General features: G+C 72.4%; 20 protein-coding genes. 14 read left to right on the top strand and 6 right to left on the bottom strand.

What is annotated here, in order from left to right:
• Positions 1-41 precede the first annotated feature (41 nt).
• A complete protein-coding gene (locus tag OTB20_RS13315) occupies positions 42-1,469 on the top strand; it encodes a peptidoglycan recognition protein (protein ID WP_267817382.1) in 1,428 nt (475 codons plus the stop codon).
• Positions 1,470-1,878: 409 nt separating this feature from the next.
• Complete coding sequence (locus OTB20_RS13310) at positions 1,879-2,961, top strand: DNA-3-methyladenine glycosylase family protein (RefSeq protein ID WP_267817380.1); 1,083 nt, start codon at positions 1,879-1,881, stop codon at positions 2,959-2,961.
• Positions 2,962-3,045: 84 nt separating this feature from the next.
• Here OTB20_RS13310 and OTB20_RS13305 read toward each other — a convergent pair whose 3' ends face one another.
• The 3 genes from OTB20_RS13305 to OTB20_RS13295 form a co-directional block, all read right to left on the bottom strand.
• Entirely contained in the window at positions 3,046-4,350 is a 1,305-nt protein-coding gene (locus tag OTB20_RS13305; RefSeq protein WP_267817378.1) for a coenzyme F420-0:L-glutamate ligase, read from the bottom strand.
• Positions 4,347-5,306 carry a 2-phospho-L-lactate transferase gene (gene cofD, locus OTB20_RS13300; RefSeq protein ID WP_267753788.1) on the bottom strand — a complete coding sequence of 320 codons (960 nt, stop codon included), beginning with the start codon at positions 5,304-5,306 and terminating at the stop codon, positions 4,347-4,349. Before cofD ends, OTB20_RS13305 begins: the two co-directional genes overlap by 4 nt.
• Before the next feature lie 83 nt (positions 5,307-5,389).
• Entirely contained in the window at positions 5,390-5,941 is a 552-nt protein-coding gene (locus tag OTB20_RS13295; protein WP_267817377.1) for a cysteine dioxygenase, read from the bottom strand.
• 658 nt (positions 5,942-6,599) lie between these two features.
• Here OTB20_RS13295 and OTB20_RS13290 point away from each other — a divergent pair.
• From OTB20_RS13290 to OTB20_RS13280, 3 genes are all read left to right on the top strand, one after another.
• Complete coding sequence (locus OTB20_RS13290; RefSeq protein WP_112450237.1) at positions 6,600-6,863, top strand: WhiB family transcriptional regulator; 264 nt, start codon at positions 6,600-6,602, stop codon at positions 6,861-6,863.
• Positions 6,864-7,197: 334 nt separating this feature from the next.
• On the top strand, positions 7,198-10,851 hold the full coding sequence (locus OTB20_RS13285) for a glycosyltransferase (protein ID WP_267817376.1): 3,654 nt from the start codon (positions 7,198-7,200) through the stop codon (positions 10,849-10,851).
• Positions 10,848-12,335: a DUF5719 family protein gene (locus OTB20_RS13280; RefSeq protein ID WP_267817374.1), complete on the top strand. Its 1,488-nt coding sequence runs from the start codon at positions 10,848-10,850 to the stop codon at positions 12,333-12,335. Before OTB20_RS13285 ends, OTB20_RS13280 begins: the two co-directional genes overlap by 4 nt.
• A 141-nt stretch (positions 12,336-12,476) precedes the next feature.
• Here OTB20_RS13280 and OTB20_RS13275 read toward each other — a convergent pair whose 3' ends face one another.
• Positions 12,477-12,971, bottom strand: a complete 495-nt coding sequence (locus OTB20_RS13275; RefSeq protein WP_420716384.1) for a metallopeptidase family protein — start codon at positions 12,969-12,971, stop codon at positions 12,477-12,479.
• 115 nt (positions 12,972-13,086) lie between these two features.
• Here OTB20_RS13275 and OTB20_RS13270 point away from each other — a divergent pair, with 115 nt between their 5' ends.
• The 6 genes from OTB20_RS13270 to OTB20_RS13245 all read left to right on the top strand — a co-directional run bounded on the left by OTB20_RS13270 (position 13,087) and on the right by OTB20_RS13245 (position 18,906).
• Positions 13,087-13,464, top strand: coding sequence for a DUF3499 domain-containing protein (locus OTB20_RS13270; RefSeq protein ID WP_267753781.1), 378 nt, complete (start codon positions 13,087-13,089; stop codon positions 13,462-13,464).
• Positions 13,465-13,543: 79 nt separating this feature from the next.
• Positions 13,544-14,914: a phosphomannomutase/phosphoglucomutase gene (locus OTB20_RS13265; protein ID WP_267817372.1), complete on the top strand. Its 1,371-nt coding sequence runs from the start codon at positions 13,544-13,546 to the stop codon at positions 14,912-14,914.
• Between the two features lie 300 nt (positions 14,915-15,214).
• Positions 15,215-15,403 (top strand): Trm112 family protein, encoded by a 189-nt coding sequence (locus OTB20_RS13260; RefSeq protein WP_215031305.1) that lies wholly within the window; start codon positions 15,215-15,217, stop codon positions 15,401-15,403.
• Between the two features lie 98 nt (positions 15,404-15,501).
• Entirely contained in the window at positions 15,502-16,635 is a 1,134-nt protein-coding gene (locus OTB20_RS13255; RefSeq protein WP_267817370.1) for an SIS domain-containing protein, read from the top strand.
• A gap of 39 nt (positions 16,636-16,674) precedes the next feature.
• Entirely contained in the window at positions 16,675-17,847 is a 1,173-nt protein-coding gene (gene manA, locus OTB20_RS13250; protein ID WP_267817368.1) for a mannose-6-phosphate isomerase, class I, read from the top strand.
• A gap of 93 nt (positions 17,848-17,940) precedes the next feature.
• Positions 17,941-18,906 (top strand): cation diffusion facilitator family transporter, encoded by a 966-nt coding sequence (locus tag OTB20_RS13245; RefSeq protein ID WP_267817367.1) that lies wholly within the window; start codon positions 17,941-17,943, stop codon positions 18,904-18,906.
• A gap of 87 nt (positions 18,907-18,993) precedes the next feature.
• On the opposite strand, the gene OTB20_RS13240 is transcribed toward OTB20_RS13245, so the two are convergent.
• Positions 18,994-21,078 (bottom strand): fructose-specific PTS transporter subunit EIIC, encoded by a 2,085-nt coding sequence (locus tag OTB20_RS13240; RefSeq protein ID WP_267817365.1) that lies wholly within the window; start codon positions 21,076-21,078, stop codon positions 18,994-18,996.
• 354 nt (positions 21,079-21,432) lie between these two features.
• On the opposite strand from OTB20_RS13240, the gene ahcY reads away from it, so the two are divergent.
• Together ahcY and OTB20_RS13230 are read left to right on the top strand one after the other, a co-directional pair.
• Entirely contained in the window at positions 21,433-22,884 is a 1,452-nt protein-coding gene (gene ahcY / locus OTB20_RS13235; protein WP_267817363.1) for an adenosylhomocysteinase, read from the top strand.
• Positions 22,885-22,986: 102 nt separating this feature from the next.
• Positions 22,987-23,604 (top strand): hypothetical protein, encoded by a 618-nt coding sequence (locus tag OTB20_RS13230; RefSeq protein WP_267817361.1) that lies wholly within the window; start codon positions 22,987-22,989, stop codon positions 23,602-23,604.
• On the opposite strand, the gene OTB20_RS13225 is transcribed toward OTB20_RS13230, so the two are convergent.
• Positions 23,601-24,512 carry an RDD family protein gene (locus OTB20_RS13225; RefSeq protein ID WP_267817359.1) on the bottom strand — a complete coding sequence of 304 codons (912 nt, stop codon included), beginning with the start codon at positions 24,510-24,512 and terminating at the stop codon, positions 23,601-23,603. The genes OTB20_RS13230 and OTB20_RS13225 overlap by 4 nt on opposite strands.
• A gap of 115 nt (positions 24,513-24,627) precedes the next feature.
• Between OTB20_RS13225 and OTB20_RS13220 the strand changes: the two genes are divergently transcribed.
• Positions 24,628-25,635 carry a stage II sporulation protein M gene (locus OTB20_RS13220; protein ID WP_267817358.1) on the top strand — a complete coding sequence of 336 codons (1,008 nt, stop codon included), beginning with the start codon at positions 24,628-24,630 and terminating at the stop codon, positions 25,633-25,635.
• Positions 25,636-26,001: the final 366 nt, after the last annotated feature.

The raw sequence follows: 26,001 nt of genomic DNA, 5'->3' as shown, positions 1-26,001 counted from the left end.
TCGGATGGCGCCGGCTCCCGGGAGTCCTCAGCATCCTTTCCATGCGTGCATTCCTTGCTTCCTCGATCGGCGTCGCGACGGCTGCCGCACTGGCCCTGCCGCTCGCACTCACCTCCCCGGCCCTCGCACACCCGGCAGCGGTCACGGGGTCAGCCACCCCCGCGGCCCCCGCCGGATCCACCCAGTCCCTGCCGCTCGAACCCGTCGGGCCCGCGGCGGACCGCACCCCCGGGGTCCCCGGCATGAGCACCTCGCCCCGGCTGCCCGAGACACGGGGCCTGTCGGCGCGCGACGTCAAGACCTTCTCCCTGGTCGGCGTCGTCTGGGACGACGCGGGCACCCAGCTCGCCGGCCGCGTCCAGGTCCGTACCCGCTCCGTCGACACCTCGGCCTGGTCCGAGTGGCAGGACGTCGAAACCCACGACAGCGAACACGCCGCCGACCTCGACACGGCCGAACGCGGCTCCGGCCGGGTCCGCGGCAGCACCGCCCCCCTGTGGGTCGGGCAGTCCGACGGCATCGAGATCCGCGTCCAGGCCGAACCGGGGGGCCGTGCGGCGAGCGGCGGACTCCCGACGGGCCTGCGCATCGAACTCGTCGACCCGGGCGAGGCGCCCCACCCCCAAACGGACGCGAAGAACGGCACCCCCGACGCGGCCCCCGACAACTCCCCGGCGGACGATGACGACAAGGGCGACCTGGCCCTGCTCCCCGGCATGACGATGGAGATGGCGGAGTCCTCCTCCGCCAACGCCCCGATGGCCCCCATGGGCGCGCAGGAGATCGGCGCCCTCAACAAGGCCGACTCCACGGCCGACGCGGTCCTCGCCGACGGCTCACTCGAAGCCGCCGCCCGCCCGTACATCGGCCCGCGCCCGCGGATCGTCACCCGGATGGGATGGGGCGCGGACGAAAACCTCCGGGAGAAGGGCTTCGTCTACACGAGCACGGTCAAGGCCGCCTTCGTCCACCACACCGCCTCGGGCAACAACTACGCGTGCAAGGACGCTCCGGCGGTGCTGCGCAGCCTGTACCGCTACCACGTGGTCAGCAGCGGCTGGCGGGACATCGGCTACAACTTCGCCATCGACAAGTGCGGCACGGTCTACGAGGGCCGGGCGGGCGGAGTCGCCAAGGCGGTGCTCGGCGCGCACACCATGGGCTTCAACACCGACAGCATGGGCGTGGCCCTCATCGGCACGTTCAGCTCGACCGCCCCGCCGAAGGCCGCGGTCGACTCGGTGGCCCGCCTCACGGCCTGGAAACTGGGCCTCTTCGGAGCGGACCCCCGCGCCAAGACCACCCTCCGCTCGGGCGGCGGCAACCTCTACAAGAAGGGCAGCAACGTCCGCCTGAACGTCATCTCCGGCCACCGCGACGGCTTCGCCACAGAATGCCCGGGCCGCCTTCTCTACGGCAAACTCCCCCCCACCCGAACCAGCTCCGCCAAACTCCAGGGCCGCCCGTGACCTGGCCGGCCTGAAAAAGGGGGGCCGTCCCGGGCCGCCCACTCCTGCGCCTCCAGCGCCGCAGCAGCCCCCCGGGACGCCGCCCCAGCCCCCGCGGTTGAAAACCCTGGGGCTCTGCCCCAGACCTCGCCCTCAAACGCCGGCGGGGCTGAGAAACCCTGGAACTCCGCCCCAGACCCCGCCCCCCAAACGCCGGCGGGGCTGTATTGAGCCCGTCCGCCGTTTCTGGACCTGGTTCTGGGGCCGCCCCAGCGAACCCAGCCGTCCGGCGTTTGAGGCGCGGGGTCCGGGGCGGAGCCCCAGGGTCTGTTCAGCCCGTCCGGCGTTTGAGGACCGGGTCAGGGCCGGGCCCTGGGAACGGTGGAAGGGCGGGGAGGGGACTTCGCCCCGCAGGGCTACGCTCAAGGGCATGGCCGGCCCCCACGACTCCCTCACCCGCACCGCGATCCGCGGCGGCCGCACCCCCGTGCCCCCACCCGCGGCCGACGGCACCGGCAAGACCACCCCCACACCCCCCGGCAACGGCAACGGCGACGGCAGCGGCAACGCCACCCAAACACCCCCCGCCCCCCACACCCGCACGTGGACCCCACCCGGCCCCCTGAACCTCGGCCTCACCCTGGGCCCCCTCCGTCGAGGCCCCGCAGACCCCACCTTCCGCGCCGCCGCGGGAGCGGTCTGGCGGGCCACCCGGACCCCCGCCGGCCCGGCCACGCTCCGTGTCACGCTGCAGGGGACCGAGGTGATCGCCACCGCCTGGGGCCCCGGCGCGGCCTGGATTCTCGACGGCCTGCCCGAACTGCTCGGCTCCGTCGACGACCCGGCCGCCTTCGTCCCTCGCCACCGGCTGCTGCACGCCAGCCACCGCCGCCGGCCGGGTCTGCGCCTGACCCGTACCGGCCTGGTCCTGGAGTCCTTGATCCCCACGGTCCTGGAGCAGAAGGTCACCACCGACGAGGCCTACCGCGCCTGGCGCCGCCTCGTACGGCAGTACGGCGAGCCCGCCCCCGGCCCCACTCCCGGCCCGGGCCACGGCAGGGACCAGGGCCTCTACGTCATGCCCGACCCTCGCACCTGGGCCCTCATCCCCTCCTGGGACTGGCACAAGGCCGGAGTGGACGCCAAACGCTCCGCCACCATCGTCCGCGCCGCCCGCCTGGCCGCCCGCCTGGAAGAGGCCGCCGCCATGGACCTGCCGGCGGCCGCCGCCCGTCTGGAGGCGGTTCCCGGCATCGGCCCGTGGACCTCCGCGGAAACCCTCCAGCGCAGCAACGGCGCTGCCGACGCGGTCACCACCGGCGATCTCCACCTGCCCGGCATCATCGGCTACGCCCTGGCAGGTGACCGGGACGCCGACGACGCGGCCATGCTGGAGCTCCTCACCCCGTACGCCGGCCAGCGCCACCGCGCGGCCCGCCTCGTCCTCCTGGCCGGCGCCGCCCCGCCCCGCCGGGCCCCCCGGATGCCCCGGGGAGACATCGGCAGGCTCTAGGGCTGTGACCGGCACCTCGCGGCGTTGTAAGAGCCTCTCCTCCGGCCACAGCCCAGGATTCCCCGCCCTGCCCGCCCCAGAGGGTCACCGCACCTCGATGAACTCCTCCGCCGCCCGCAAGGCCCGCTCCGCCGGAGCGACCGCGGCGTGCCCCACGGCCACCGCTCCCATCGGATCCCAGTCCTCCGGAAGCCCGAGCACCTTGCGCACCACGTCGCGGCAGAACATGGTCGAGGACACCCATGCCGAGCCCAGCCGTTCCCCGGCCAGCGCGACCAGGAAGTTCTGCACGCCGGCGCCCATCGCGACGACGAACATCTCCCGCTCGGCGGCGTCCCGCCGCGCGTGCCCGTAGTCGTGCGCGCCGTCGGTGACCAGGCAGGGCACCACCAGGTAGGGCGCGCCTCGCAGGACGTCGCCCCGCCGGACCCGCTTCGCGATGGACTCCTCGGACTTCCCGTCCCGCCGCAGGTCCTCGGTCCAGGCGTCGCGCATCGCGTCCAGCAGCTCCAGCCGCGCGCCCGCCGACTCCAGCAGGACGAACCGCCAGGGCGTCGTGTGGTGCGGGGCCGGGGCAGTCACGGCCGCCGCCACCGCGCGCCGGACCGCGCCCGGGTCGACCCGGGCGGAGGTGAAGGCCCGTACGGTACGTCGCTGCGTCACGGCTTCCCGTACCGCCTCCGAGGTGCCCAGCCGGAACATGTCGTCGGCCGGCGAGCGCACCAGGTCCGCCGCCGTGGAGCCCTCGCCCAGTACGTGTGCCAGCCCGCGCACCACCGCTACGGGCAGGCCCTCGGCCTTGCCCTTGACCAGGTCGCCGGCGGCGGCCAGTTCGTCGGCGGTCGCGACGATCGTGGCGCTCAGCGGGTTCCCGTGGGCGTCGGCGCCGCCGCGCAGATCGTCGAGGACCCGTACGCCGGCCGCCCCGATCGCCACGTCGGTGAGGCCGGTGCGCCACGGCCGCCCGAAGGTGTCCGTCACGATCACGCCCACGTCCACGGACAGCAGCGTCCGCAGCCCGGCCCGGATGGCGGCGGCCGAGGCGTCGGGGTCCTCGGGCAGCAGCAGGACGGTGCCGGCCTCGGTGTTCGAGGCATCGACCCCGGCCGCCGCCATGACCAGCCCCTGCCGGTTCTCCACGATCCGCAGCGTGCCCCGGCGTGCGACGACCCGTACGGTCTCCGCGTCTATCGCGGCCTCGCGCGAATCGGCGCGGACGATCCGGCCCTCCGCCTTGGAGACGATCTTCGAAGTGACGAGCAGGACGTCGCCGTCCCGCAGTTCGGGCCCGGCGGCCGCGATCAGCGCCGCCAGGTCGTCGCCGGGCCGCACCTCCGGCATCCCGCCGACGGCCCGGACCTCGTACGAGGCCCCGCGCGGGGCGGTCACCGGGAGGCCTCCGCCAGTTCCAGCGCGGCCCGCGCCATCTCCGCCGTGGCGGCCAGGTCGGTCATCATCAGCGGCACCGCCCGGCAGGTGATGCCGGCGGCCTCCACCTCGGCGACGGCGTCGGCGTCGGCGGTGTCGACGAGCCAGCCGTCGAGCAGTTCGGTGCCGTAGTGCCGGGCGACGGCCGCGGCGGTGGACTCGACGCCCACGGCGGCCAGCACCTTGTCGGCCATGCCCCGCACGGGAGCTCCTCCGACGATGGGGGAGAGCCCCACGACGGGCGCCCCGGCGGCGGCCACGGCCTCGCGGATGCCGGGTACGGCGAGGATGGTCCCCACCGACACCACGGGGTTCGAGGGCGGGAAGAGGATCACGTCGGCGGCAGCGATGGCCTCCAGTACGCCGGGCGCGGGCTTGGCCCGCTCTGCGCCCACGGGGACGACGGCCTCGGCGTCCACCGCGGCACGCATCCGGACCCAGTACTCCTGGAAGTGGATGACGCGGCGCTCGCCGGTCTCGGGGTCGGTGATCGCGACGTGCGTCTCGACCCGGTCGTCGGACATGGGGAGCAGCCGGACCCCGGGCTGCCAGCGGTCGCAGAGGGCCTCGGTGACGGCGCTGAGCGGGTAGCCCGCACCGAGCATCTGGGTACGGACGATGTGGGTGGCGAAGTCGCGGTCGCCGAGACCGAACCAGGTGGGTCCGACCCCGTACGCCGCGAGTTCCTCCTTGACGGTGAAGGACTCGTCGGTACGGCCCCAGCCCTGGTCCTCGTTGATGCCACCGCCGAGGGTGTACATCACGGTGTCCAGGTCGGGGCAGACCTTGAGCCCGAACAGGTGAATGTCGTCACCGGTGTTGCCGATGACCGTGATGTCCGCGTCGGGAGCCGCGGCCTGGAGACCACGGAGGAAACGGGCGCCGCCGATGCCGCCGGCCAGAACAACAATGCGCATGCGGCCAGTCTGTCAGTCGGCCGCGGGCTGTCGTTGGGGGGTGGCGGTCGGGCGACGGGCGGGACTGCGGGGCGGCGTCCGGGTCAGACGGAGAGGGCCTCGGGCCGGGCCGGGGAGCAGCTGTGCATCGGCATCTGGGTCAGGCCGGGGAAGTACACGTGCAGGCTGACGGCCCCGTCCAGGCTGTCGTTCTGCACCTCGTGGGCGTAGCCGGGGGCGAAGACGCGCTGGGAGCCGGCACCGAGGGCGAGCGGGCCGCGGGCGGTGTGCTCGGTGAGCTCGCCGTCCAGGACGGTCAGCACGCCGGAGGAGGCGCCGTGGTCGTGCAGGCCGCTGCCCTGGCCGGGGACCCAGCTGAGCAGCCAGACCTCGTAGCCGGGGCCGGTGCGCAGCCGGTGGTACCAGCGGGTGGTGGTGTCGTACTGGACCAGGTGCTCCCATTCGGAGCGGTCGGCGGCGATGGAACGCGCGAGGCCCACGAACTCGGCGATGGTGGCCGGGTGCTCGCGGGCGGGCTGCAGGAGGTGCTGGACGGAGAGGATGTCGCCGGCGATCTGGAGGTCGCTCTCGACACTCGCCGACGCGGTGGCTGCGGCGGTGGCGGGGGTGGCGTTCAGGGTGCTGGTGCTGTTCATCGGGGGGTTCCTCGACGGATGTCAGTCGTGCGGCGGTTGCTGTGGGGGCGAGCTGGAGCTCTGAGGAGCCGGAGCTCCCGAGGCATCAACAGCTGCAACAGCAACAGCGAACCTGGCCAGCGCACAGGAACCCACGAATGGGGGTCCGGGTGGCGGCTGAAGGCGCTGACATGGCTACAAGAAGACCCGGTGGGGGCCGGACTGTCAACCCAATGTCCGATTTGGTGGAAAAGTTTCACCTCATCCGGTTACCGTGCCCGGAGAAAGGTTTGTGCAGTCGGCACCAGGGGATGTGGCGCTTCGAGTCGCGCTGCAGACCGCTGTGGCGGCTCTCAAACCCGTAAAGCTGTGCGATCTCCCTCCGTGGCTGAAATGTGATCTGTGCCGCCGCTTCGGCCGGATCGGAACCGCGCCACAGCTTGAGTCGTCGATTACGGGGTAGGGGGCCCCACATGTGACACGTGTGGCATGTGTCACGATTTTTGGCGATATGAACACTTTCTGCATAGGCTTGGTTCCGCAGAGTGAATAAGGGGCCCAATAGCAGATCTTGGCTTGACTGCGCCGGAGCCCCGCACTTGTACTTTCACTCGTGTCGTTACGTAGCGAAGAGTGACGGCATGACCACGGGGACGCACAGACAGAGCGAGGGGCGCACATGACCGAGCTGGTTCAGGAACTGCTGGTCGAGGAGGCGGACGAAGAGCTCGGATGGCAGGAGCGAGCTCTCTGCGCCCAGACCGACCCCGAGTCCTTCTTTCCCGAGAAGGGCGGCTCGACCCGCGAGGCCAAGAAGGTCTGCCTCGCATGCGAGGTCCGCTCCGAATGCCTCGAGTACGCCCTCGCCAACGATGAGCGATTCGGCATCTGGGGCGGCTTGTCCGAGCGCGAGCGGCGACGCCTGAAGAAGGCCGCCGTCTGAAGCGCCGGAGGCGCGCACCGAACGGCGCCCACGGCAGGGCCCGCGGTACGGCCCGCGGTACGGCCCGAGACATATCCGGCGGCCCACCCGAAGGCATAGCCGCCCGTGCACCAGGCCTCACGCACGGCAGTGGCCGAACTGCACGCAACGGCACAAACCGCAGTACAGCGAACGGCATCGAGAGCAGCACGACGAGCAGAGCAAACGGTCCGCCTCCCGCACCTTCCCCGCAGGAGGCGGACCGCTGTGTTCCCAGCCGTTAGTGTGGGGCGCTGTCCAGCAGCCTCCGAGGGCACACCACCCCCGGACCCCCGGCCGGAGGGCCCGTACCGCGATGTCCCTGCACAGCCAGTCGAGCGCCTCCCACCAGGCTGCCGCCGCCCCAGAGTTCCCCCGGCACGTCGTCACCGCGGTCCTCGTCGCCCATGACGGATCCCGCTGGCTGCCCCGGACCCTCGCCGGTCTCCTCGGCCAGGAACGCCCCGCCCAGAGCCACATCGCCGCCGACACCGGCAGCGCAGACGACTCCGCGCGCCTCCTCGGCGAAGCCCTGGGCGAGGACCGGGTCCTGCACCTCGCCCGCCGCACCGGCTTCGGCGCGGCCGTCGACGAAGCCGCCCGCAACGCCGGCACCCTGACCCCCGAGGAACTCCCGTACCTCAAGCGCCCCTCCGGCTGGGACCCCGTCAGCCGCACCTGGCGCGATGACACCTACGACCTCCCCGACCTGCCCCACGGCGAACCCGTCCAGTGGCTCTGGCTGCTCCACGACGACTGCGCACCCGAGCCCGACGCCCTCGCCGAACTGCTGCGCGTAGCCGACGAGAACCCCGACGCCGCCGTCATCGGCCCCAAGCTGCGCGGCTGGTACGACAAGAAGCAGCTCCTCGAAGTCGGCGTCACCATCGCCCGCAGCGGCCGCCGCTGGACCGGCCTCGACCGGCGCGAACAGGACCAGGGCCAGCACGACCAGGTCCAGCCCGTCCTCTCCGTCTCAAGCGCCGGCATGCTGATCCGCCGCGACGTGTACGACGCACTGGGCGGCTTCGACCGCCGCCTGCCCCTCATGCGCGACGACGTCGACCTGTGCTGGCGCGTCCAGAGCGCCGGCCACACCGTCCTCATCGCCCCCGACGCCGTCCTGCGGCACGCCGAGGCCTCCGCCCGCGAACGCCGTACCGTCGACTGCGTCGGCCGCTCCGCCGCCAGCCCGCACCGCGTGGACAAGGCCGGCGCCGTCTACACGATGCTGGCCAACAGCTCCGTCCGCGCCCTCCCGTACGTCCTGCTGCGCATCCTCTTCGGCACCGTGCTGCGCACCCTCGCCTACCTCGTCGGCAAGGCCCCCGGACAGGCCGTCGACGAGGTCACCGGCCTCCTCGCCGCCCTGCTCCGCCCCGGCCGGATCCTCGGAGCCCGCCGCAGACGAGGCCGCGCGGCCGTCCCCGCCAAGGAACTGCGCCCCCTCTTCCCGCCGCCCGGCGCCAGCCTGCGCGCCAACGCCGAACAGCTCGCCGGCTACTTCGGCGCCGACGGCGACACCGAGAGCGCCGCCGGCCGGCACGGCGGCGCCGTCGAATCGGGACCCGGCGGAGACGACGCCGACTACCTGGACATCGAACAGTTCGCACGCCTCAAGCGGATCGCCCGCAAACCCGCGCCCGTCCTCTTCGGCCTCCTCCTGCTCGTCTCCCTCATCGGCTGCCGCTCCCTCCTCGGCGGCGGCTCCCTCATGGGCGGAGCCCTGCTCCCCGCCCCCGACGGCGGACTCGACCTCTGGCGCGTCTACGCCGACGACTGGCAGCCCGTCGGCACCGGCACCACCGCGGGAGCACCGCCCTACATCGCCGTCCTCGGCGCCCTCTCCACCCTGCTCCTCGGATCCACCAACGCCGCCCTGACCCTGCTGCTCGTCTGCTCGGTCCCGCTCGCCGGACTCACCGCCTACTTCGCCTCCCGGCCCCTGGTGGAATCCCGGCTGCTGCGCGCCTGGGCCGCCGTCGCCTACGCCTTCCTCCCCGCCGTCACCGGAGCCCTGGCCGGCGGCCGCCTCGGCACCGCGGTCCTCGCGATCCTGCTCCCGCTCATCGCCCGCTCGGCCGTCGCCGCCTTCGGGTTCGGCGGCCCCGAAGGCACCGCGGCGAGCTGGCGCTCCGCCTGGACCTACACGCTCCTGCTCACCCTGGCCGCCGCCTTCACCCCCATCGTCTGGCCGCTCGCCGCCGTCCTCGGAGCCGCCGCGCTGGTCCTGCGCCGCGCGCACTGGAAGACGTACGCACCGCGCTTCCTCGCGACGCTCGGGGTCCCGCTCCTCGTCCTCGCACCCTGGTCGCTGAGCCTGCTCACCCACCCCGCGAACTTCCTGCGCGAGGCCGGACTGCCCTACGGAGCCGGCTCGGCCACCGGCCTCGACCTGCTCGGCATCAGCCCCGGCGGACCCCGTACCGCCGGCGGGCTGATCCTCATCGGCGTCGTCCTCGCCGCCCTGGCCGCCCTGCTGCGCGCCGACCGGCAGTTCGCCGTCCGCACCGCCTGGGCCGCCGCGCTCGCCGCGCTCGCTCTCGGGGGCCTCGTCAACCGCACCACCTGGGCCGGCCCCGCCACCCTCGTCTACGGACTCGCCCTGCTGGCCGCCGCCGCCATCGGCGCCGACGGAGCCAAGGACCGCGTGGCCGCCCGCAGCTTCGGCTGGCGCCAGCCCCTCGCCGCCCTGATCGCGCTCGCCGCCGCCGTCGGCCCCGTCGCCGGCGCGGCCGGCTGGATGCTCAGCGGAGCCGCCGGACCGCTGGAGCGCCGCGACCCCGTACAGGTCCCCGCCTTCGTCGCCGAGGAGAGCGGCACCCGCGACCAGGCCCGCACCCTCGTCATCGGCGCGGACTCCCCGTCCGCCCTCTCATACAGCCTGGTCCGCGGCTCCGGCGGCCGCCTCGGCGACGCCGAACTCGCCACCCGGGCCGGCAGCGACACCCGCCTCGACAAGGTCGTCTCCAGCCTCGTCGCCGGCTCCGGCGCCGACCAGACCGACCAGCTCGGCGGCTTCGCCATCCGCTACGTCCTGGTCCGCGACGGCGCCCCGCAGGAGATCGGCCGCGTCCTCGACGCCACCCCCGGCCTCAGCCGCCTCAGCAAGCTCGAAGGCAGCGCCCTGTGGCGCGTGGACCGGCAGGTCGCCCGCGCCGTCATCGTCCCCGGCAAGCCCGGCGACGCGTCCATCCCCGTCGCCTCCGGCCCCGTCGAGGCCCACACCAAGGTCCCGGCGGGCGAATCCGGACGCGTCCTGCGCATCGCGGACAAGGCGGACCCCGGCTGGCAGGCCACCCTCGACGGCAAGCCGCTCAAGGCCAAGACGCTCGACGGCTGGGCGCAGGGCTTCGAACTCCCCGCGGACGCCGGCGAGCTCGATCTCGTCCACGAGGACGCCCTCACCCTGACCGCCTGGCACTGGGCCCAGGGCCTCCTCGCCCTGGTGCTCCTCGTGATGGCCCTGCCGGGCCGCCGCGCCCGCCTCGACGACGACCTCCCCGAGGAGGACGCCCCCGCCGCCGAGGAGGCCGGCGAGGGCCGCCGGGCCCGCCGGCTGCGCGAGCAGTCCGAGACGGAGACCGAAGCCCCCGCCGAGGCGGCCGTGGTGGCCGACCCGTACGCGCAGATCCCGGCGCAGCCGGTGTACGGGGAGGACGCCTACGCCTACCAGCAGGCGGCCTACGAGGACCAGGGCGGCTACGCCTACGGCGGGCAGGAGGCACACCAGCCGCAGCAGCCGCAGTCGTACGAGCAGTACCCGGCGTACGAACAGCAGCCGCAGCAGCAGTACACCGAGAACCAGGGCGCGCAGTACGAGCAGTACCCGCCCTACGAGCCGCCGTACCCGCCCTACCAGCAGCCGCACGAGCCCTACGACACCTACGGCCGGCACGACGGACCGTACGACGGACAGCAGGACGGGCAGCACGACGCCCCGCGTCCGGACGGGAGCCCCCAGCAGTGAAGCAGCGCGTACCCCTGACGCTCGCCGCGGTCACGGCCGCCCTGGCCGCCGTCACCGGCCTCGCCACCCTCACCGCGCCCGCTGCCGACGGGGCCTCCGCGGCCGCCGAGGGCAAGCCGGCGGCCCGGATGCCGGTGGAGCGGTCCCTGCTGGTGTGCCCCGCACCCAGCACCTCCGACATCGCCGAGACCCTGTACACGGCGATCACCCCGGGCGCGGCCGCCGCGGGCGGCAAGGGCACCGCCCGGCTGCTGGGCGCGACCAAGGAAGCCAAGCCCGTCCTGGAACTCAAGGAGCCCGGCAAGCCGGTCGGAGCCAAGGCCTCCGGGGCCGAGGCCCCCGCACTCACCGGCGTCGCCGACGGATTCCTCGCCCCCGGCTGGAGCGCGCAGCAGACCACCATGGTCTCGGTCGGCCGTAATCGCGGCCTGCTCGGCGTCGGCTGCACCGCGCCCGGCACCGACTTCTGGTTCCCCGGCGTGAGCACCGCCAAGGGCCGCGAGGACTACGTCCACCTCACCAACCCCGATGACACCGCGGCCGTGGTGGACATCAAGCTGTTCGGCCCGGACGGCGCGATCAAGGCCGAAGCGGGCACCAGCGAGAACATCCGCATCGACCCGAAGTCCACCAAGGCCATCTCCCTGGCCTCCCTCGCCCCCGGCGCGCAGCTCGCGGACGTCACCGCCCATGTGACCACCCGCGCGGGCCGGGTCGGGGCCACCGCCCAGGCGGGCGAGGAAGGCATCGGCTCCGACTGGCTGCCCGCCTCCGTGGACCCGGCCGGGACCCTGGTCCTGCCCGGCATCCCGGCGGACGCCACCTCGGTACGGCTGGTCGCCTTCGCCCCCGGCGAGGAGGACGCGGACCTCAAGGTGAAGCTGGCCGGACCGTCCGGCTCGATCAGCCCGGCGGGCAGCGAGCAGCTCCACGTCAAGGCCGGCATGACCGCGAGCCTCGACCTCAAGGACGTCACCCGCGGCGAACCGGGCTCCCTGGTCCTGTCCCCGGCCGACGGCAAGAAGCCCGTCCCGGTGGTCGCGGCGCTACGGGTGGTCCGCGGCAGCGGCACCAAGCAGGAGACCGGCTTCATCCCGGCGTCCGCCCCCGTCGGCGCGCGCGCGACCGTGGCCGACAACCGCCCCGAGGACAAGGCCACGCTGCTGTCGCTGACGGCCCCGGCCGGAGCCGACGCGAAGGTCAAGGTGACGGCCTCGCCCGGCACGGACGGTGGCGAACCCGCCTCCCAGGAGGTCACGGTCAAGGGCGGCACCACGCAGACCCTGACCCTGGCCCCGGCAGGCGGCAAGGGCGCCTACGCCCTCACGGTGGAAACCCTCTCCGGCGGTCCCGTCCACGCGTCCCGCACCCTGTCGGTCCCGCGCGACGGAATCCCCATGTTCACCATCCAAACCCTTGCGGACGACCACTCCACGGTCTCGGTCCCCAAGGCACGCCAAGACCTCTCGGTCCTCACCCAGTAACCCGCCCGATCCGGCCCCGCCCGGGGCCCCGGGGCAGTGCAGCCCGTCTGCCGCTCCCAGCCCGGGCGGCCAGATTCAGCCTCGCCGGCGTTTGAGGACCGGGTCCGGGCAGCGCCCGGGGAACGGGGCCGCTCCGCGTGCCTAGTCCGACCCGTACCGGGGGTCCACGGTCTCCGGCGACAGCCCCAGCAGCTCCGCGACCTGCTCCACCACGATCTCGTGCACCAGCATCGCCCGCTCGTCCCGGGACTTCGCCCGAATCTCCACCGGCCGCCGGAACACCACGATCCGCGCGGCCCGCCCGTCCACGGCCTCCACCATCACCCCCAGCGGCACCGCCTCGTCGTTCCACCCGGCGTCCACCCCGCCCGGCGGACCAGGCACGTCGCCGACCATGAACTCCACCTCCGCCAGCTGCGGAAAGCGCCGTTCCAGCCGCTCCACGGAGTCCCGTACGAGGTCGCCGAAGAGCTCCCCCCGGCTGGCGGACAGCGGCACCTGCGGCGGTGCCACCGGCCCGCGCATCCCCCGTCCGTGCCGATCGCGCCGCCGCACCCGTGGCTCACCGGCGGGGGAGTCGCCGGGCAGGGAGGCGGCAGGGGGCGCGGGAGGGGGAGGCAGAGTGCTGTCCGTCACCCCCGCAGGGTAGCCCGCACGTCCCCACCGGGGCGGGGAAGATCGCACGACACGGGCGAGCGGCCGGGGGGAGCCTCGTCGCGGCCCGGTCAAGAGTGCGGTACGGTCCAACGTCGTGAGCCTTGTACGTCGCTGTTCGCGCACCGCGTGCGGCCGCCCTGCCGTCGCGACTCTGACGTACGTCTACGCCGATTCGACCGCAGTTCTCGGCCCGCTCGCCACCTACGCCGAACCCCATTGCTACGACCTCTGCGCCGAGCACTCGGAGCGCCTGACCGCCCCGCGCGGCTGGGACGTCGTACGCCTCACCGGCGGTTCGTCGCCCTCCCGTCCCACCGGGGACGACCTCGAAGCCCTCGCCAACGCCGTACGCGAGGCGGCCCGTCCGCCGGAACGCGCGGCCGGGGCCGGCGGCGGCAACGGCCAGGGCGGCCCGAACACCGGGGAGACCCGCCGCGGACACCTGCGCGTCCTGCGATCACCGGACTCCTGACATTCGGATGATCCGAAAAGTCGCACAGCGTGCACGGTAGGTTTGCCTCACCGCACATCACCCCTCAGGAGGGCACGCAGTGGCCACCGATCTTTCGAACATCGTCAAGGCGTACGACGTACGAGGCGTCGTACCGGACGAGTGGGACGAGCACCTGGCCGAACTGTTCGGTGCCGCCTTCGTCGAGGTGACCGGTGCGTCGGCCATCGTCATCGGCCACGACATGCGCCCGTCCTCCCCGGCCCTGTCCGGCGCCTTCGCCCGCGGCGCGGCCGCCCGCGGCGTGGACGTCACCCTCATCGGCCTGTGCTCCACCGACCAGCTGTACTACGCCTCGGGCAAGCTGAACCTGCCCGGCGCGATGTTCACGGCCTCGCACAACCCGGCCAAGTACAACGGCATCAAGCTCTGCCGGGCCGGCGCCGCCCCGGTCGGCCAGGACACCGGTCTGTCCACCGTCCGCGAGCTCGCCGAGAAGTGGAACGACGACGGCGCCCCGGAGATCCCCGCCGGCACCGTCCCGGGCACCGTCACCGAGCAGGACACCCTCACCGGCTACGCCGACCACCTCAAGGGCCTGGTCGACCTCGCCGCCATCCGCCCCCTCAAGGTCGTCGTCGACGCGGGCAACGGCATGGGCGGGCACACCGTCCCCACCGTCTTCGAGGGCCTCCCGCTGGACCTCGTCCCCATGTACTTCGAGCTGGACGGGACCTTCCCCAACCACGAGGCCAACCCCCTCGACCCGAAGAACATCGTCGACCTGCAGGCCCGCGTGAAGTCCGAGGGCGCCGACCTCGGCATCGCCTTCGACGGTGACGCCGACCGCTGCTTCATCGTCGACGAGCGTGGCGAGGGCGTCTCCCCCTCCGCCATCACCGCCCTGGTCGCAGCCCGCGAACTGGCCCGCAACGGCGGCACCGGCACCGTGATCCACAACCTGATCACCTCCTGGTCCGTCCCCGAGGTCGTCCGCGAGAACGGCGGCACCCCGGTCCGCACCCGCGTCGGCCACTCCTTCATCAAGGAGGAGATGGCCAAGTCCGGCGCCATCTTCGGCGGCGAGCACTCGGCGCACTACTACTTCAAGGACTTCTGGAACGCGGACACCGGCATGCTCGCCGCCCTCCACGTCCTGGCGGCCCTCGGCGGCCAGGACGGCCCCCTCTCGGCCCTGGTCTCGTCCTACGACCGCTACGCGGGCTCCGGCGAGATCAACTCGACCGTCGCCGACCAGGCGGCCCGCCTCGCCGCCGTCAAGGCCGAGTACGGCTCCGCCGAGGGCGTCACCCTGGACGAACTGGACGGCCTCACCGCGACCAGCGCGGACTGGTGGTTCAACGTCCGCGCCTCCAACACCGAGCCCCTCCTGCGCCTGAACGTCGAAGCCCGGGACCCCGCCACCCTGGCCAAGGTCCGCGACGAGGTCCTGGCCCTCATCCGCGCCTGACAGTCCAGCCTTTCCGCCGCCCCCAGCCCCGCGGGTGCCTCCTCAGTCCCACCGGCGCAAATCCAGCCCCGCCCGGGAGTCCCTCCCAGCGGTAGCCGGGGGAGTTTGAGGCGCGGGGTCCGGGGCGGAGCCCCAGGAGCGCCGCCGCACGTGACCACGGCCGTACCGCCGAGCCCCCGCTCCCTCCGGACGGGACCACCACCTCCCCTCCGTCCAGGAGGTCCCCCTCCACTCCGCACCGGAGGGCACTCGGCGGTAGGCTGACCTGGCCCGATCCACACCCCCGAAGGGACCCACCCCATGCCGCTCGAAGCCGGCCTGCTGGAGATCCTCGCCTGCCCCGCCTGCCACTCGCCCCTCGAGGACAAGTCGGCCGACGCGGAGGCCCCCGAGCTGATCTGCACCGGAGGCCAGGACTGCGGTCTCGCCTACCCGGTCCGCGACGGCATCCCGGTGCTCCTCGTGGACGAGGCACGCCGTCCCGCCTGAGCCTCCTACCGCCATCCCGCGCAACAGCTGAGACTGGTTCCGTCACCACAGAGGTTCCGTCACCACTGGACACGTCATGGACATAGCCGGAGGCCGCTTTGCTCGACGAGTCACTCCTCGACGCACCTGATGCTCTCGCCCGCGCCGACCGCCGCGGCCTGCTCCGGGGTGCCGCCGACGCCGGCGCCCGGGTGCGCACCGCGGCCCGGCACGCCGCCGAGGCCGGCCTCGCGGACCTGCAGCCCGACGGCCGCCCCCGCGCGGTCCTCATCGCCGGGCCCGGCACCGCCGCGACCGGGGTCGCCGACCTGCTCGGCGCCCTCGCCGGAGCCTCCGCGCCCGTCATCCGGCTGCACCCGACCGGCGTCGCGCACGCCGCCGGGGCCCTGCGCTGGGCGCTGCCCGGCTGGGCCGGCCCCGTCGACCTGCTGCTCATCGCCACCACCGACGGGACCGAGCCGGGCCTCGCCGCCCTCTCCGAGCAGGCCTACCGACGCGGCTGCACCGTGGTGGCCGTCGCCCCCGAGCGCTCGCCGCTGAGTGAGGCGGTGGACGGCGCGCACGGGCTCCTCGTACCGATGGCCAAGGCCCCGTACCAGGAGTACGACGAGTCGGCCGCGGCCGGCCCCGGCGCCCTCTGGGCCCTGCTGACCCCGCTGCTGGTGCTCCTCGACCGGGTCGGGCTGATCGCCGCCGCCCCGCACACCCTGCAGCTCGTCGCCGACCGCCTCGACCGCACGGCCGAACGCTGCGGACCCGCCGTCGCCACCTACTCCAACCCGGCCAAGACCCTCGCCTCCGAGCTCGCCGACTCCCTCCCGCTCATCTGGAGCGAGGGCGCCGGCGCCGGACCCGCCGGGCGCCGCTTCGCCGCCACCCTCGCCGAACTCGCCGGGCGACCCGCACTCGCCGCCGACCTTCCCGAGGCACTACCGGCCCACGGGGTCCTGCTCTCCGGCGATTTCGCCGCCGGCGCCGACCCCGACGACTTCTTCCGCGACCGAGTGGAAGAACCGCAGGCCCTTCGCGCACGCATCGTCCTGTTGCGCGACAGGCCCGCAGGCGGACTGACAGCCGCCCCTGCCGCACGAGAGCTCGCCAACAGCCACGACACGGCCATCAGCGAGCTCGAACCCGAGGAGGGCACCGAGCTGGAACAGCTCGCCGAGCTCCTCGCCGTCACGGATTTCGCCACCGCCTACCTGGCGTTGGCCTCCGGGGGATACAGCTGAGGCGCGTACCCGCGCCTCTCTCACCCAGGAAGACGACCGATGGACCGCCTCACGAACACGATCCGCCCCTACGCCTGGGGATCGACCACCGCGATCCCCGAACTCATCGGAGTCGCTGCCACCGGCGAACCCCAGGCCGAGCTGTGGATGGGCGCCCACCCCGGCGCCCCCTCCCGCCTCGACCGCGGAGCCGGCGAGAGGGCCCTCTCGGACGTCATCGCGGCCGACCCCGAAGGCGAGCTGGGAGCCGCGTCGGTCCGCAAGTTCGGTCCCCAACTCCCCTTTCTCTTCAAGCTCCTCGCCGCCGGCGCCCCGCTCTCCCTTCAGGTCCACCCCGACCTCGCCCAGGCGAAGAGCGGGTTCGAGGACGAGGAGAACCGCGGCGTCCCGATCGACGCACCGCACCGCAACTACAAGGACGCCAACCACAAGCCCGAGCTGGTCTGCGCCCTCACCCCCTTCGAGGGCCTGTCCGGATTCCGCCCACCGCTGGAGGCCGCCGCCCTCCTGGAGGGCCTCGGCGTCAACTCGCTGAAGCCCTACGCCGACCTCCTGCGGGCACACCCCGAGGAGGCGGCCCTGCGCGAGGTGCTCACCGCCGTCCTGACCGCCGACCGCGCCGAGATGGCCCGTACGGTCACCGAGGCCGCGGCCGCCGCCGAGCGTCTCGGGGGCCCGTACGCCCCGTACGCCGGACTCGTCCACCACTACCCGGGCGACCCGGGCGTCATCGCCGCGATGCTGCTCAACCACGTACGACTCCAGCCCGGGGAGGGAATGTTCCTCGGCGCCGGCATTCCGCACGCCTACCTCGACGGCCTCGGCGTCGAGCTCATGGCCAACTCCGACAACGTGCTGCGCTGCGGGCTCACCCCCAAGCACGTGGACGTGCCGGAGCTGCTGAAGGTCGTCGTCTTCGAACCCGGCGACCCCGGCATCCTGCGCCCGGAGGGCAACGGCGAGGAGGTCTACGAGACCCCCATCGACGAGTTCCGGCTCTCCCGCTTCGTCCTGGCCCCCGGCGGTGCCCCCCGGACGGTCCCCGACACCACCGCGCAGATCCTGCTGTGCACGGCGGGCTCCCCGAAGGCGGCCTCCGTGAAGTCCGGCGAACTGACCCTGGCCCCCGGTGAGTCGGTCTTCGTACCGGCCGGCGAGAAGGTCGAACTGTCCGGGACCGGCACCGTCTTCCGCGCCACCATGGTGCTCTGACGTACCGTCCTTCTCGGTGGCTGTGAGAATCTGCGGCCGTAGCGCGGCTCCCCGGCCCGGGGCGCCGCACCGAGGAAGGGACACTTCGCAACCATGAGCGCGTCGGGCGGTACCAAGGCGATCGTGGCGGCACTCGCCGCCAATCTGGCCATTGCGGTAGCCAAGTTCGTGGCCTTCGTCTTCAGCGGCTCGTCGTCGATGCTCGCGGAGAGCGTCCACTCGCTGGCGGACTCCGGAAACCAGGGCCTGCTCCTCCTGGGCGGCAAGAAGGCCCAGCGCGAGGCGACCCCCCAACACCCCTTCGGATACGGGCGCGAGCGCTACATCTACGCCTTCCTCGTCTCCATCGTGCTGTTCACCGTCGGTGGCATGTTCGCCATCTACGAGGGCTACGAGAAGATCCACGAGCCGCACGCGATCTCGCACTGGTACTGGCCGGTCGGCGTCCTCATCTTCGCGATCGTCGCGGAGTCCTTCTCCTTCCGCACCGCGATCAAGGAGTCCAACGAGATCCGCGGCAACCTGTCGTGGAGCCAGTTCATCAAGCGCGCCAAGGCCCCCGAGCTGCCCGTGGTCCTCCTGGAAGACTTCGGCGCCCTCATCGGCCTGGTCCTCGCCCTCGCGGGCGTCGGCCTCGCCCTGCTGACCGGCAACGGGGTCTGGGACGGCATCGGCACCCTGTGCATCGGCATCCTGCTCATCATCATCGCCCTCGTGCTGGCCGCCGAGACCAAGTCCCTGCTCCTCGGTGAGGCCGCCGGCACCGAGGACGTCGAGAAGATCAAGGCCGCCCTCGTCGACGGGGACGTGGTGACCGGCGTCATCCACATGCGGACCCTGCACCTCGGCCCGGAGGAGCTCCTGGTCGCCGCGAAGATCGCCGTCCAGAGCGACGACACGGCATCGGAGGTGGCCCGCGCCATCAACGCCGCCGAGGCCCGCATCCGCGAGGCGGTCCCGATCGCCCGGGTCATCTACCTGGAGCCGGACATCTACAGCGCCGAGGCCGCCGCGGCGGGCACCAACCCGGCCACGTCCCCGGGCGGCGAAGACCACTGACCGCACCGCACCCACTCCACGACGAGGCCCCCCTGCGCCGGCGCAGGGGGGCCTCGTCGTGGAGGGTCCGGAGTCGTCCTGCAGCGGTTACCGGATCTCGCGCAGCACGTCCAGGATCTCGGCCCTGCCCGGTGCGGCCTGCAGCCGCTCCCGGAAACCGGTGTCCATCAGCTTGCGCGACAGCAGCGCCAGGATCCGCAGGTGCTCGTCCCCGGCCGCGGCCTCCGGTACGGAGATCATGAAGACCAGCCGGGCCTTCGTCCCGTCCAGCGCACCCCACTCGATGCCCTCGTCGGACCGGGCGAAGCCCACCGTCGGGCGGGTCACCGCGTCCGTCTTGGCGTGCGGGATGGCGATGGACTCGCCGAGACCCGTCGTCCCCTGCGCCTCCCGGGCCAGGGCGACCCGTACGAGCTCGTTTACGTCGGTGACGTTGCCGGTGGAGGCCAGCATCTCGGCCATTTCGCGGATCGCCGCCTCCTTGGAACCCGAGGCGAGCTCCGTCTTCACGGTCTGCTCGGTGAGGTACCCGGACAGCACCTCCGCAGGCCCGCCCGTGGCCACCGGAGCCGCGGCAGCGGGCTGAGCCCGTACGGCCGTCCCCGCTCCCGCGCCGGCGGCCGCCGCGACGGAGCCCGTGCGGCCACCGCCACCGGCGCCTACGGGGGCACCCGCGCCGACGAGGACCGGCTGCGGCGCGAGGACCGCGGAGCCGGCGGCCACGCCGTCCCGGCGCTGCTTGAACTCGATCAGGGCGTTCGTCGTCAGCGCCGTCACGACCGCACCGGCCGCGATGGCCACGAAGAACATCGCGACCCCGCTGATCGCACCGAACAGCGAGACGATCGGACCGCCGTGCGGCACCGAGTCCTGGACTCCGGCGACACCGGCGATCGCACCGGCCACCGCGCCACCGAGCATGTTCGCGGGGATGACCTGGGCGGGCCGGGCGGCGGCGAAGGGGATCGCTCCTTCGGAGATGCCGAAGAAGCCCATGAACAGGGCGGCGAGGCCGGTCTCCCGCTCCTCGTCGCTGTAGAGCTTGCGGCGCAGCAGCGTCGCGAGACCCTGGCCGAGCGGCATGACGGGGATGGCCGCCGCGGCCATGCCCATGACGTGGTTGTTGGTGCCGATGAGGCCTACGGCGACGAGGAAGGCCGTCTTGTTGACCGGGCCGCCCATGTCGAAGGCGATCATCAGACCGATCAGGGTGCCCAGCACGATCGCGCTGGAGCCGGTCATCCCGTTCAGCCAGTTGGTGAGGTTCGTGAAGACCCAGGAGATCGGTTGCCCGATCACATAGATGTAGAACAGCCCCAGGGCCAATGTCGACGCGATCGGGATCACGATGATCGGCATGATCGGCTGGATGACCTTGGGGACCTTGACCTTCTTGATCCACACGACCAGATAGCCGGCGAGGAAGCCCGTCACGATGGCACCCAGGAAGCCGGCGTTCGCGTCGGCCCCGTAGATGTGCACGGCGTCGGCGGCGAGGAATCCGCCGATCATGCCGGGTACGAGGGCCGGGCGGTCGCCCAGTGCGTAGGCGATGTAGCCGGAGAAGATCGGCAGCATCAGCGAGAAGCCGGTCACGCCGAGCTTGTTGACGTAGAACCAGAAGGTCCCATCGGGAATGACCAGCCCGCCCTTGGCGTCCGCGTGCCCGCCCAGCGACAGCGAAACGGCCAGCAGCAGACCGCCCACCACCACGAACGGGATCATGTGCGAGACGCCGTTCATCAGCGCCTTGTACGCCTGACTGCGCTGCTTGCCGCCACCACCGCTGCCCGCGGCCGCCGCGGTCCCGGCCTGCACCGGCGCGCTCTGCGCGCGCCGGATCAGCTCCTCCGGCTTGTGGATGCCGTCCGCGACGCCCGTGGACAGGACCCGCTTGCCCGCGAACCGCTCGAGGTCGACTTCCTTGTCCGCGGCGATGATGACCGCGTCCGCCTCCCTGACATCGTTGTCAGAGAGTACGTTCTCGGCCCCGATGGAACCCTGGGTCTCCACCTTGATCGAGACGCCGAGGCGGTCGGCGGCCTGCTGGAGCTTCTCCGCGGCCATGTACGTGTGCGCGATACCGGTGGGGCACGCGGTAACGGCGACAACCTTCACGGGCTTCCGCCCGCTCGTGTCCCCGCCTGCGGGAGGGCCTGCCGGACTGGTCACTGGAATCTCCTCACGACACGTGCGTTGTCCTGCGGGATCGCGCGTACAACCCGACCCAACGGCATCCTCCAACATGTAAGGGGCGGATCAAAAGTCCGAAAGGCCCCCAATCCTCCGCCAGAGGCCCCGAAGTTCAGCCGAGGCTTGCTTTCAGGTCGCCTGGGCCCCGCTCCGCCGATCGGTGTAGATTCGTCATGAGTGTCAGGCGTCGCTGCTGATGGCGGTCGGGCGGTCCCAGAGACCGGCCGAGGGGAGAGAGGACCCCCGACGGACTGAGCGCCATGTGCGCCGTTCCCACGAACGGTGCGCGGCTCAGCCGTACCCACCTCTCTACGTCACGAGGAGCAGCACCACATGACTGCCGCATTCACCGACTTCAAGGTCGCGGACCTCTCCCTCGCCGTCTTCGGGCGCAAGGAGATCACCCTGGCCGAGCACGAGATGCCGGGTCTGATGTCGATCCGCCGGGAGTACGCGGCCACCCAGCCGCTGGCCGGCGCCCGGATCACCGGCTCGCTGCACATGACCGTGCAGACCGCCGTTCTCATCGAGACCCTCGTCGCCCTCGGCGCCGATGTCCGCTGGGCCTCCTGCAACATCTTCTCCACGCAGGACCACGCGGCCGCCGCCATCGCCGTCGGCCCCAACGGCACCGTCGACAACCCGCAGGGCGTCCCCGTCTTCGCCTGGAAGGGCGAGACGCTGGGAGAGTACTGGTGGTGCACCGAGCAGGCGCTGACCTGGCCGAACACCCCCACCGGCGGCCCGAACATGATCCTGGACGACGGCGGCGACGCCACCCTCCTGGTCCACAAGGGCGTCGAGTTCGAGAAGGCCGGCGCCGCTCCGGACCCGTCCACCGCGGACGCCGAGGAGTACGCGTACATCCTGACGCTCCTCAACCGCACCCTGGGCGAGTCCCCGCAGAAGTGGACGCAGCTCGCGTCCGAGATCCGCGGCGTCACCGAGGAGACCACCACCGGCGTCCACCGTCTCTACGAGATGATGGCCGAAGGCACCCTGCTGTTCCCGGCGATCAATGTGAACGATGCCGTCACCAAGTCGAAGTTCGACAACAAGTACGGCTGCCGTCACTCCCTCATCGATGGCATCAACCGCGCCACCGATGTCCTGATCGGCGGCAAGGTCGCGGTGGTCTGCGGTTACGGCGACGTCGGCAAGGGTTCCGCGGAGTCCCTGCGTGGCCAGGGTGCGCGTGTGATCATCACTGAGATCGACCCGATCTGCGCGCTCCAGGCGGCGATGGACGGCTACCAGGTCGCGACGCTGGACGATGTCGTGGAGATCGCCGACATCTTCATCACGACCACGGGCAACAAGGACATCATCATGGCCGCGGACATGGCCAAGATGAAGCACCAGGCGATCGTGGGCAACATCGGCCACTTCGACAACGAGATCGACATGGCCGGTCTGGCGAAGATCGAGGGCATCGTCAAGGACGAGGTCAAGCCCCAGGTCCACACCTGGAAGTTCCCCGACGGCAAGGTCCTCATCGTGCTGTCCGAGGGTCGTCTGCTGAACCTGGGCAACGCGACGGGTCACCCGTCCTTCGTGATGTCGAACTCCTTCGCGGATCAGACGCTGGCCCAGATCGAGCTCTTCACCAAGCCGGAGGAGTACCCCACCGGGGTCTACGTGCTTCCCAAGCACCTGGACGAGAAGGTGGCGCGCCTGCACCTCGACGCCCTCGGCGTCCGCCTCACCACCCTCCGCCAGGAGCAGGCCGACTACATCGGCGTCCCGGTCGAGGGCCCGTACAAGGCGGACCACTACCGCTACTGATCTCTCCCGATCCCCGCGGATCCGCAGCACTCACGCGTCAGGCCCCCGGCATCCGTGCCGGGGGCCTGCCCCGTACCCGCCCGAAACCCAGGAAGACGCCCCATGCCCCGCGGCCGCTACGCGCTCCACGACCCGCACGACCACACCCCCCTCGGCGAGGAGCACTTCCACTGCGCCCCGGGCCCCTCCGGCTGGCGCTACGTCTCCCAGTTCACCGCGCCCGACGGCGCACACCGCGGCTCCGTGGACCTGGCCGTCGACGAACTGGGCCGCCCCATCCGGCTCGAGGTCAACGCCTCCAGCTGGCAGGTCCGCGGCGCCGCCATCGACGGCGTCACCTGGGTCCGCACCGACCCCGCCGGAGCCGAAGCCACCGAGGGCAACGTCCCCGGGGCCGCCGGCTTCACCGGCACCTCCCCGGCCTTCCTCATCGCCACGGCCCGGCTGCTGCGCCTGGCCCCCGGCGCACCTGCCACCCGGGTACGCCTCGTGGCCCTGACCGACCCGGTGCTGGCGGCCCGCACGACCGACCAGGCCTGGGCCCTGCTGCGCCGCGCGGAACACCCCACGGACAGCGGCCCGCTCCGCGTCGACGAATACCGGGTCACCGCCCTGGACACCGGCGAGGTCCACACGGTCCACATCGCCGGCGACGTGGTCCTCTCGGCCCCCGGCATCGAACTGGAGCACCTGGAAACCCCGCCGTCCGCCTTCGCCTAGGCGGGCGGAGCGAACCCGGTCGCCTTCGGCGGCTGTACTGGCGTCCCGTGCGCGGGAACCACCGGCGCGACCGGAACCACCGGCGGTGCGACGGGCACCACGGCAGGCATGACCACGGGCCCGGGCGGCCCGTAGGGGACCGGTTGCGCCCCGGGAGCCGGCTGCCGGAAGGCCCGAGCCGCGTCCCGCGACTGCCGCTCGTGCACCACTGCCATCAGGAACGCCGCGGCGGGCACCCCGACCGGCGGCGGAGCCCCCGTACGCGCCACCAGATCGTCCGCGAGCCGAGCCGCCATCGAGGCGCCCACCTGCGGATCCAGCTGGTCCATGCGCGTCAGGTACTGCCGTACCGCCAGCCACAGCCCGTCCGGCACCGCGGACAGGTCCAGCCCCCCGAACCGCCCGGCCAGCCACGGTGGCGGCGGCGGCACCGGCATCACCCGAGCTCCCGGCACCCGCTCCCGGACGACCAGCGTCCCCGCGAACACGTCCCCGAGCCGCCGCCCCCGCTCGGAGAACAGCGAAGCGATGCACGCCACGGACCCGAAGGTCATCAGCAGTTCGAAGACCCCGAAAGCCCCGCGCACCAGAGCGTGCCGGAACCGGATCGGCCCGCCGTCGTCGCGCACCACGCGCAGCCCGCAGGCGAGCTTGCCCAACGACCGCCCGTGGCTCAGCGTCTCCACCGCGATCGGCACACCGACCAGGATGAGCACGAACGAGGCCACCGACACGGCGGCCCGGGCCGCCCCGTCCAGCGAGGCGGTGGCCAGGACCAGCCCGACCGAAATGAGCAGGTACCCGGCGACGTACACGAGCAGGTCGAGCAGGATCGCCAGCGCCCGGCTCGGCAGCCTCGCCGGCCGTAGGCCCAGGACTACCGCGTCCCCCGTCACCAGATCGCTCACTGCTGCACACCCTTCACGTGACCTGCCCCGCCCCTTTGACCTCCAGTCTGCCAAGCTGACGAGGCAGGAGTCAGGAAAATCAGGGGTTGACCAGGGGCAGGGGAGCGCCAACCGCATGGATCTCGACGTCTTCGTTGCGGCCCACCAGGCGCAGTGGGCGCGCTTGGAACAGCTCCTCGCCCGGGGCCGCCGCCTCACCGGAGCCGAGGCCGACGAGCTCGTCGCGCTCTACCAGCGCACGGCCACCCACCTCTCCCTCGTCCAGTCCAGCACTCCCGACCCGATGCTCACGGGCCGCCTGACCCAGCTCGTCGCGCGCGCCCGCGCCACGGTGACGGGCACCCGCCGGGCCGGCTGGCGCGACGCGGCCCGCTTCTTCACGTCCGGCTTCCCGGCCGCCGTCTACCTGAGCCGCCGCTGGTGGATACCCACGGCACTGATCTCGACCGCCGTCGGCGTGCTCGTCGGCTGGTGGATCGCGACGCACCCGGAGATCCAGGGGGCCCTCGGCGCTCCGGAGGACCTGAAGGCGATGACGAAGCCGGGCGGCGAGTACGAGACGTACTACTCCAGCCACCCCGCGGCCTCCTTCGCGGCCCAGGTCTGGACGAACAACGCCCAGGCGGCCGCGATCTGCCTCGTCCTGGGCGGCTTCCTGGGCCTGCCGGTCCTGTACATCCTGTGGCAGAACATGCTGAACCTGGGCGTCGGCATCGGCCTGATGTCCTCGGCCGACCGCCTCGACGTCTTCCTCGGCCTGATCCTCCCGCACGGCCTGCTGGAGCTGACCGCCGTCTTCGTAGCCGCCGGTACGGGCCTCCGCCTGGGCTGGACGGTCATCGACCCCGGCCACCGCACCCGCCGAGTAGCCCTGGCCGAACAGGGCCGCGCCGCCCTCGGCATGGCCATCGGCCTGGCGGCGGTCCTCTTCCTCTCGGGCCTGATCGAAGGCTTCGTCACCCCCTCCGGCCTGCCCACGTGGGCCCGCATCACCATCGGCGTCGCCGCCGAGGCGGCCTTCCTGATCTACGTCTACGTCCTGGGCGGCCGCGCTGCCCGGGCAGGAGACACCGGCGACGTGGAGCAGGCCGACCAGACGGCGACGCTCCCTACCGCCGCTTGATGTGCGCACGAGCATGCTGAGCTGCTAGTCTCCTCGTCGTCCCGCAAACGCTGTTGACACAGTGGCTGCGGGGAGGTAGATTCGAACGGTTGCCTCGAACTGGACAAGTTCGGCAGCGATGGTTTAAAGTCTTTCTCGCCCCCCAGGAATTGAATTCCACGTGGGCACATTCGACTCCTCATTCAGGAATCTGAAGCCGGGAAATCCGGTGGAAAACTTCTGATAGAGTCGGACTCGCTGGAAAGGGAAACGCGAAAGCGAAGAACTGGAAAGCGAAACCCGCTGACTGGGAATCGGACACGAAAGAGTCTGATAGAGTCGGAGACACAAGAACGAAGGAAGCGCCCGGAGGAAAGCCCGAGAGGG

The organism is Streptomyces sp. H27-H1 (assembly GCF_026627445.1).
GTDB lineage: Bacteria > Actinomycetota > Actinomycetes > Streptomycetales > Streptomycetaceae > Streptomyces.
Note: the sequence above shows the minus strand (reverse complement) of the source record. Positions and strands in the feature narration are given on the sequence as shown.

Bases quoted from the DNA above. Each gene is read 5' to 3' on its own strand.
- OTB20_RS13285 (WP_267817376.1), top strand. From the start codon at position 7,198: ATGTCCCTGCACAGCCAGTCGAGCGCCTCCCACCAGGCTGCCGCCGCC.
- OTB20_RS13245 (WP_267817367.1), top strand. From the start codon at position 17,941: ATGAGCGCGTCGGGCGGTACCAAGGCGATCGTGGCGGCACTCGCCGCC.
- OTB20_RS13295 (WP_267817377.1), bottom strand. From the start codon at position 5,941: ATGAACAGCACCAGCACCCTGAACGCCACCCCCGCCACCGCCGCAGCC.
- ahcY (WP_267817363.1), top strand. From the start codon at position 21,433: ATGACTGCCGCATTCACCGACTTCAAGGTCGCGGACCTCTCCCTCGCC.
- OTB20_RS13310 (WP_267817380.1), top strand. From the start codon at position 1,879: ATGGCCGGCCCCCACGACTCCCTCACCCGCACCGCGATCCGCGGCGGC.
- OTB20_RS13290 (WP_112450237.1), top strand. From the start codon at position 6,600: ATGACCGAGCTGGTTCAGGAACTGCTGGTCGAGGAGGCGGACGAAGAG.
- cofD (WP_267753788.1), bottom strand. From the start codon at position 5,306: ATGCGCATTGTTGTTCTGGCCGGCGGCATCGGCGGCGCCCGTTTCCTC.
- OTB20_RS13220 (WP_267817358.1), top strand. From the start codon at position 24,628: ATGGATCTCGACGTCTTCGTTGCGGCCCACCAGGCGCAGTGGGCGCGC.
- OTB20_RS13260 (WP_215031305.1), top strand. From the start codon at position 15,215: ATGCCGCTCGAAGCCGGCCTGCTGGAGATCCTCGCCTGCCCCGCCTGC.
- manA (WP_267817368.1), top strand. From the start codon at position 16,675: ATGGACCGCCTCACGAACACGATCCGCCCCTACGCCTGGGGATCGACC.
- OTB20_RS13230 (WP_267817361.1), top strand. From the start codon at position 22,987: ATGCCCCGCGGCCGCTACGCGCTCCACGACCCGCACGACCACACCCCC.
- OTB20_RS13315 (WP_267817382.1), top strand. From the start codon at position 42: ATGCGTGCATTCCTTGCTTCCTCGATCGGCGTCGCGACGGCTGCCGCA.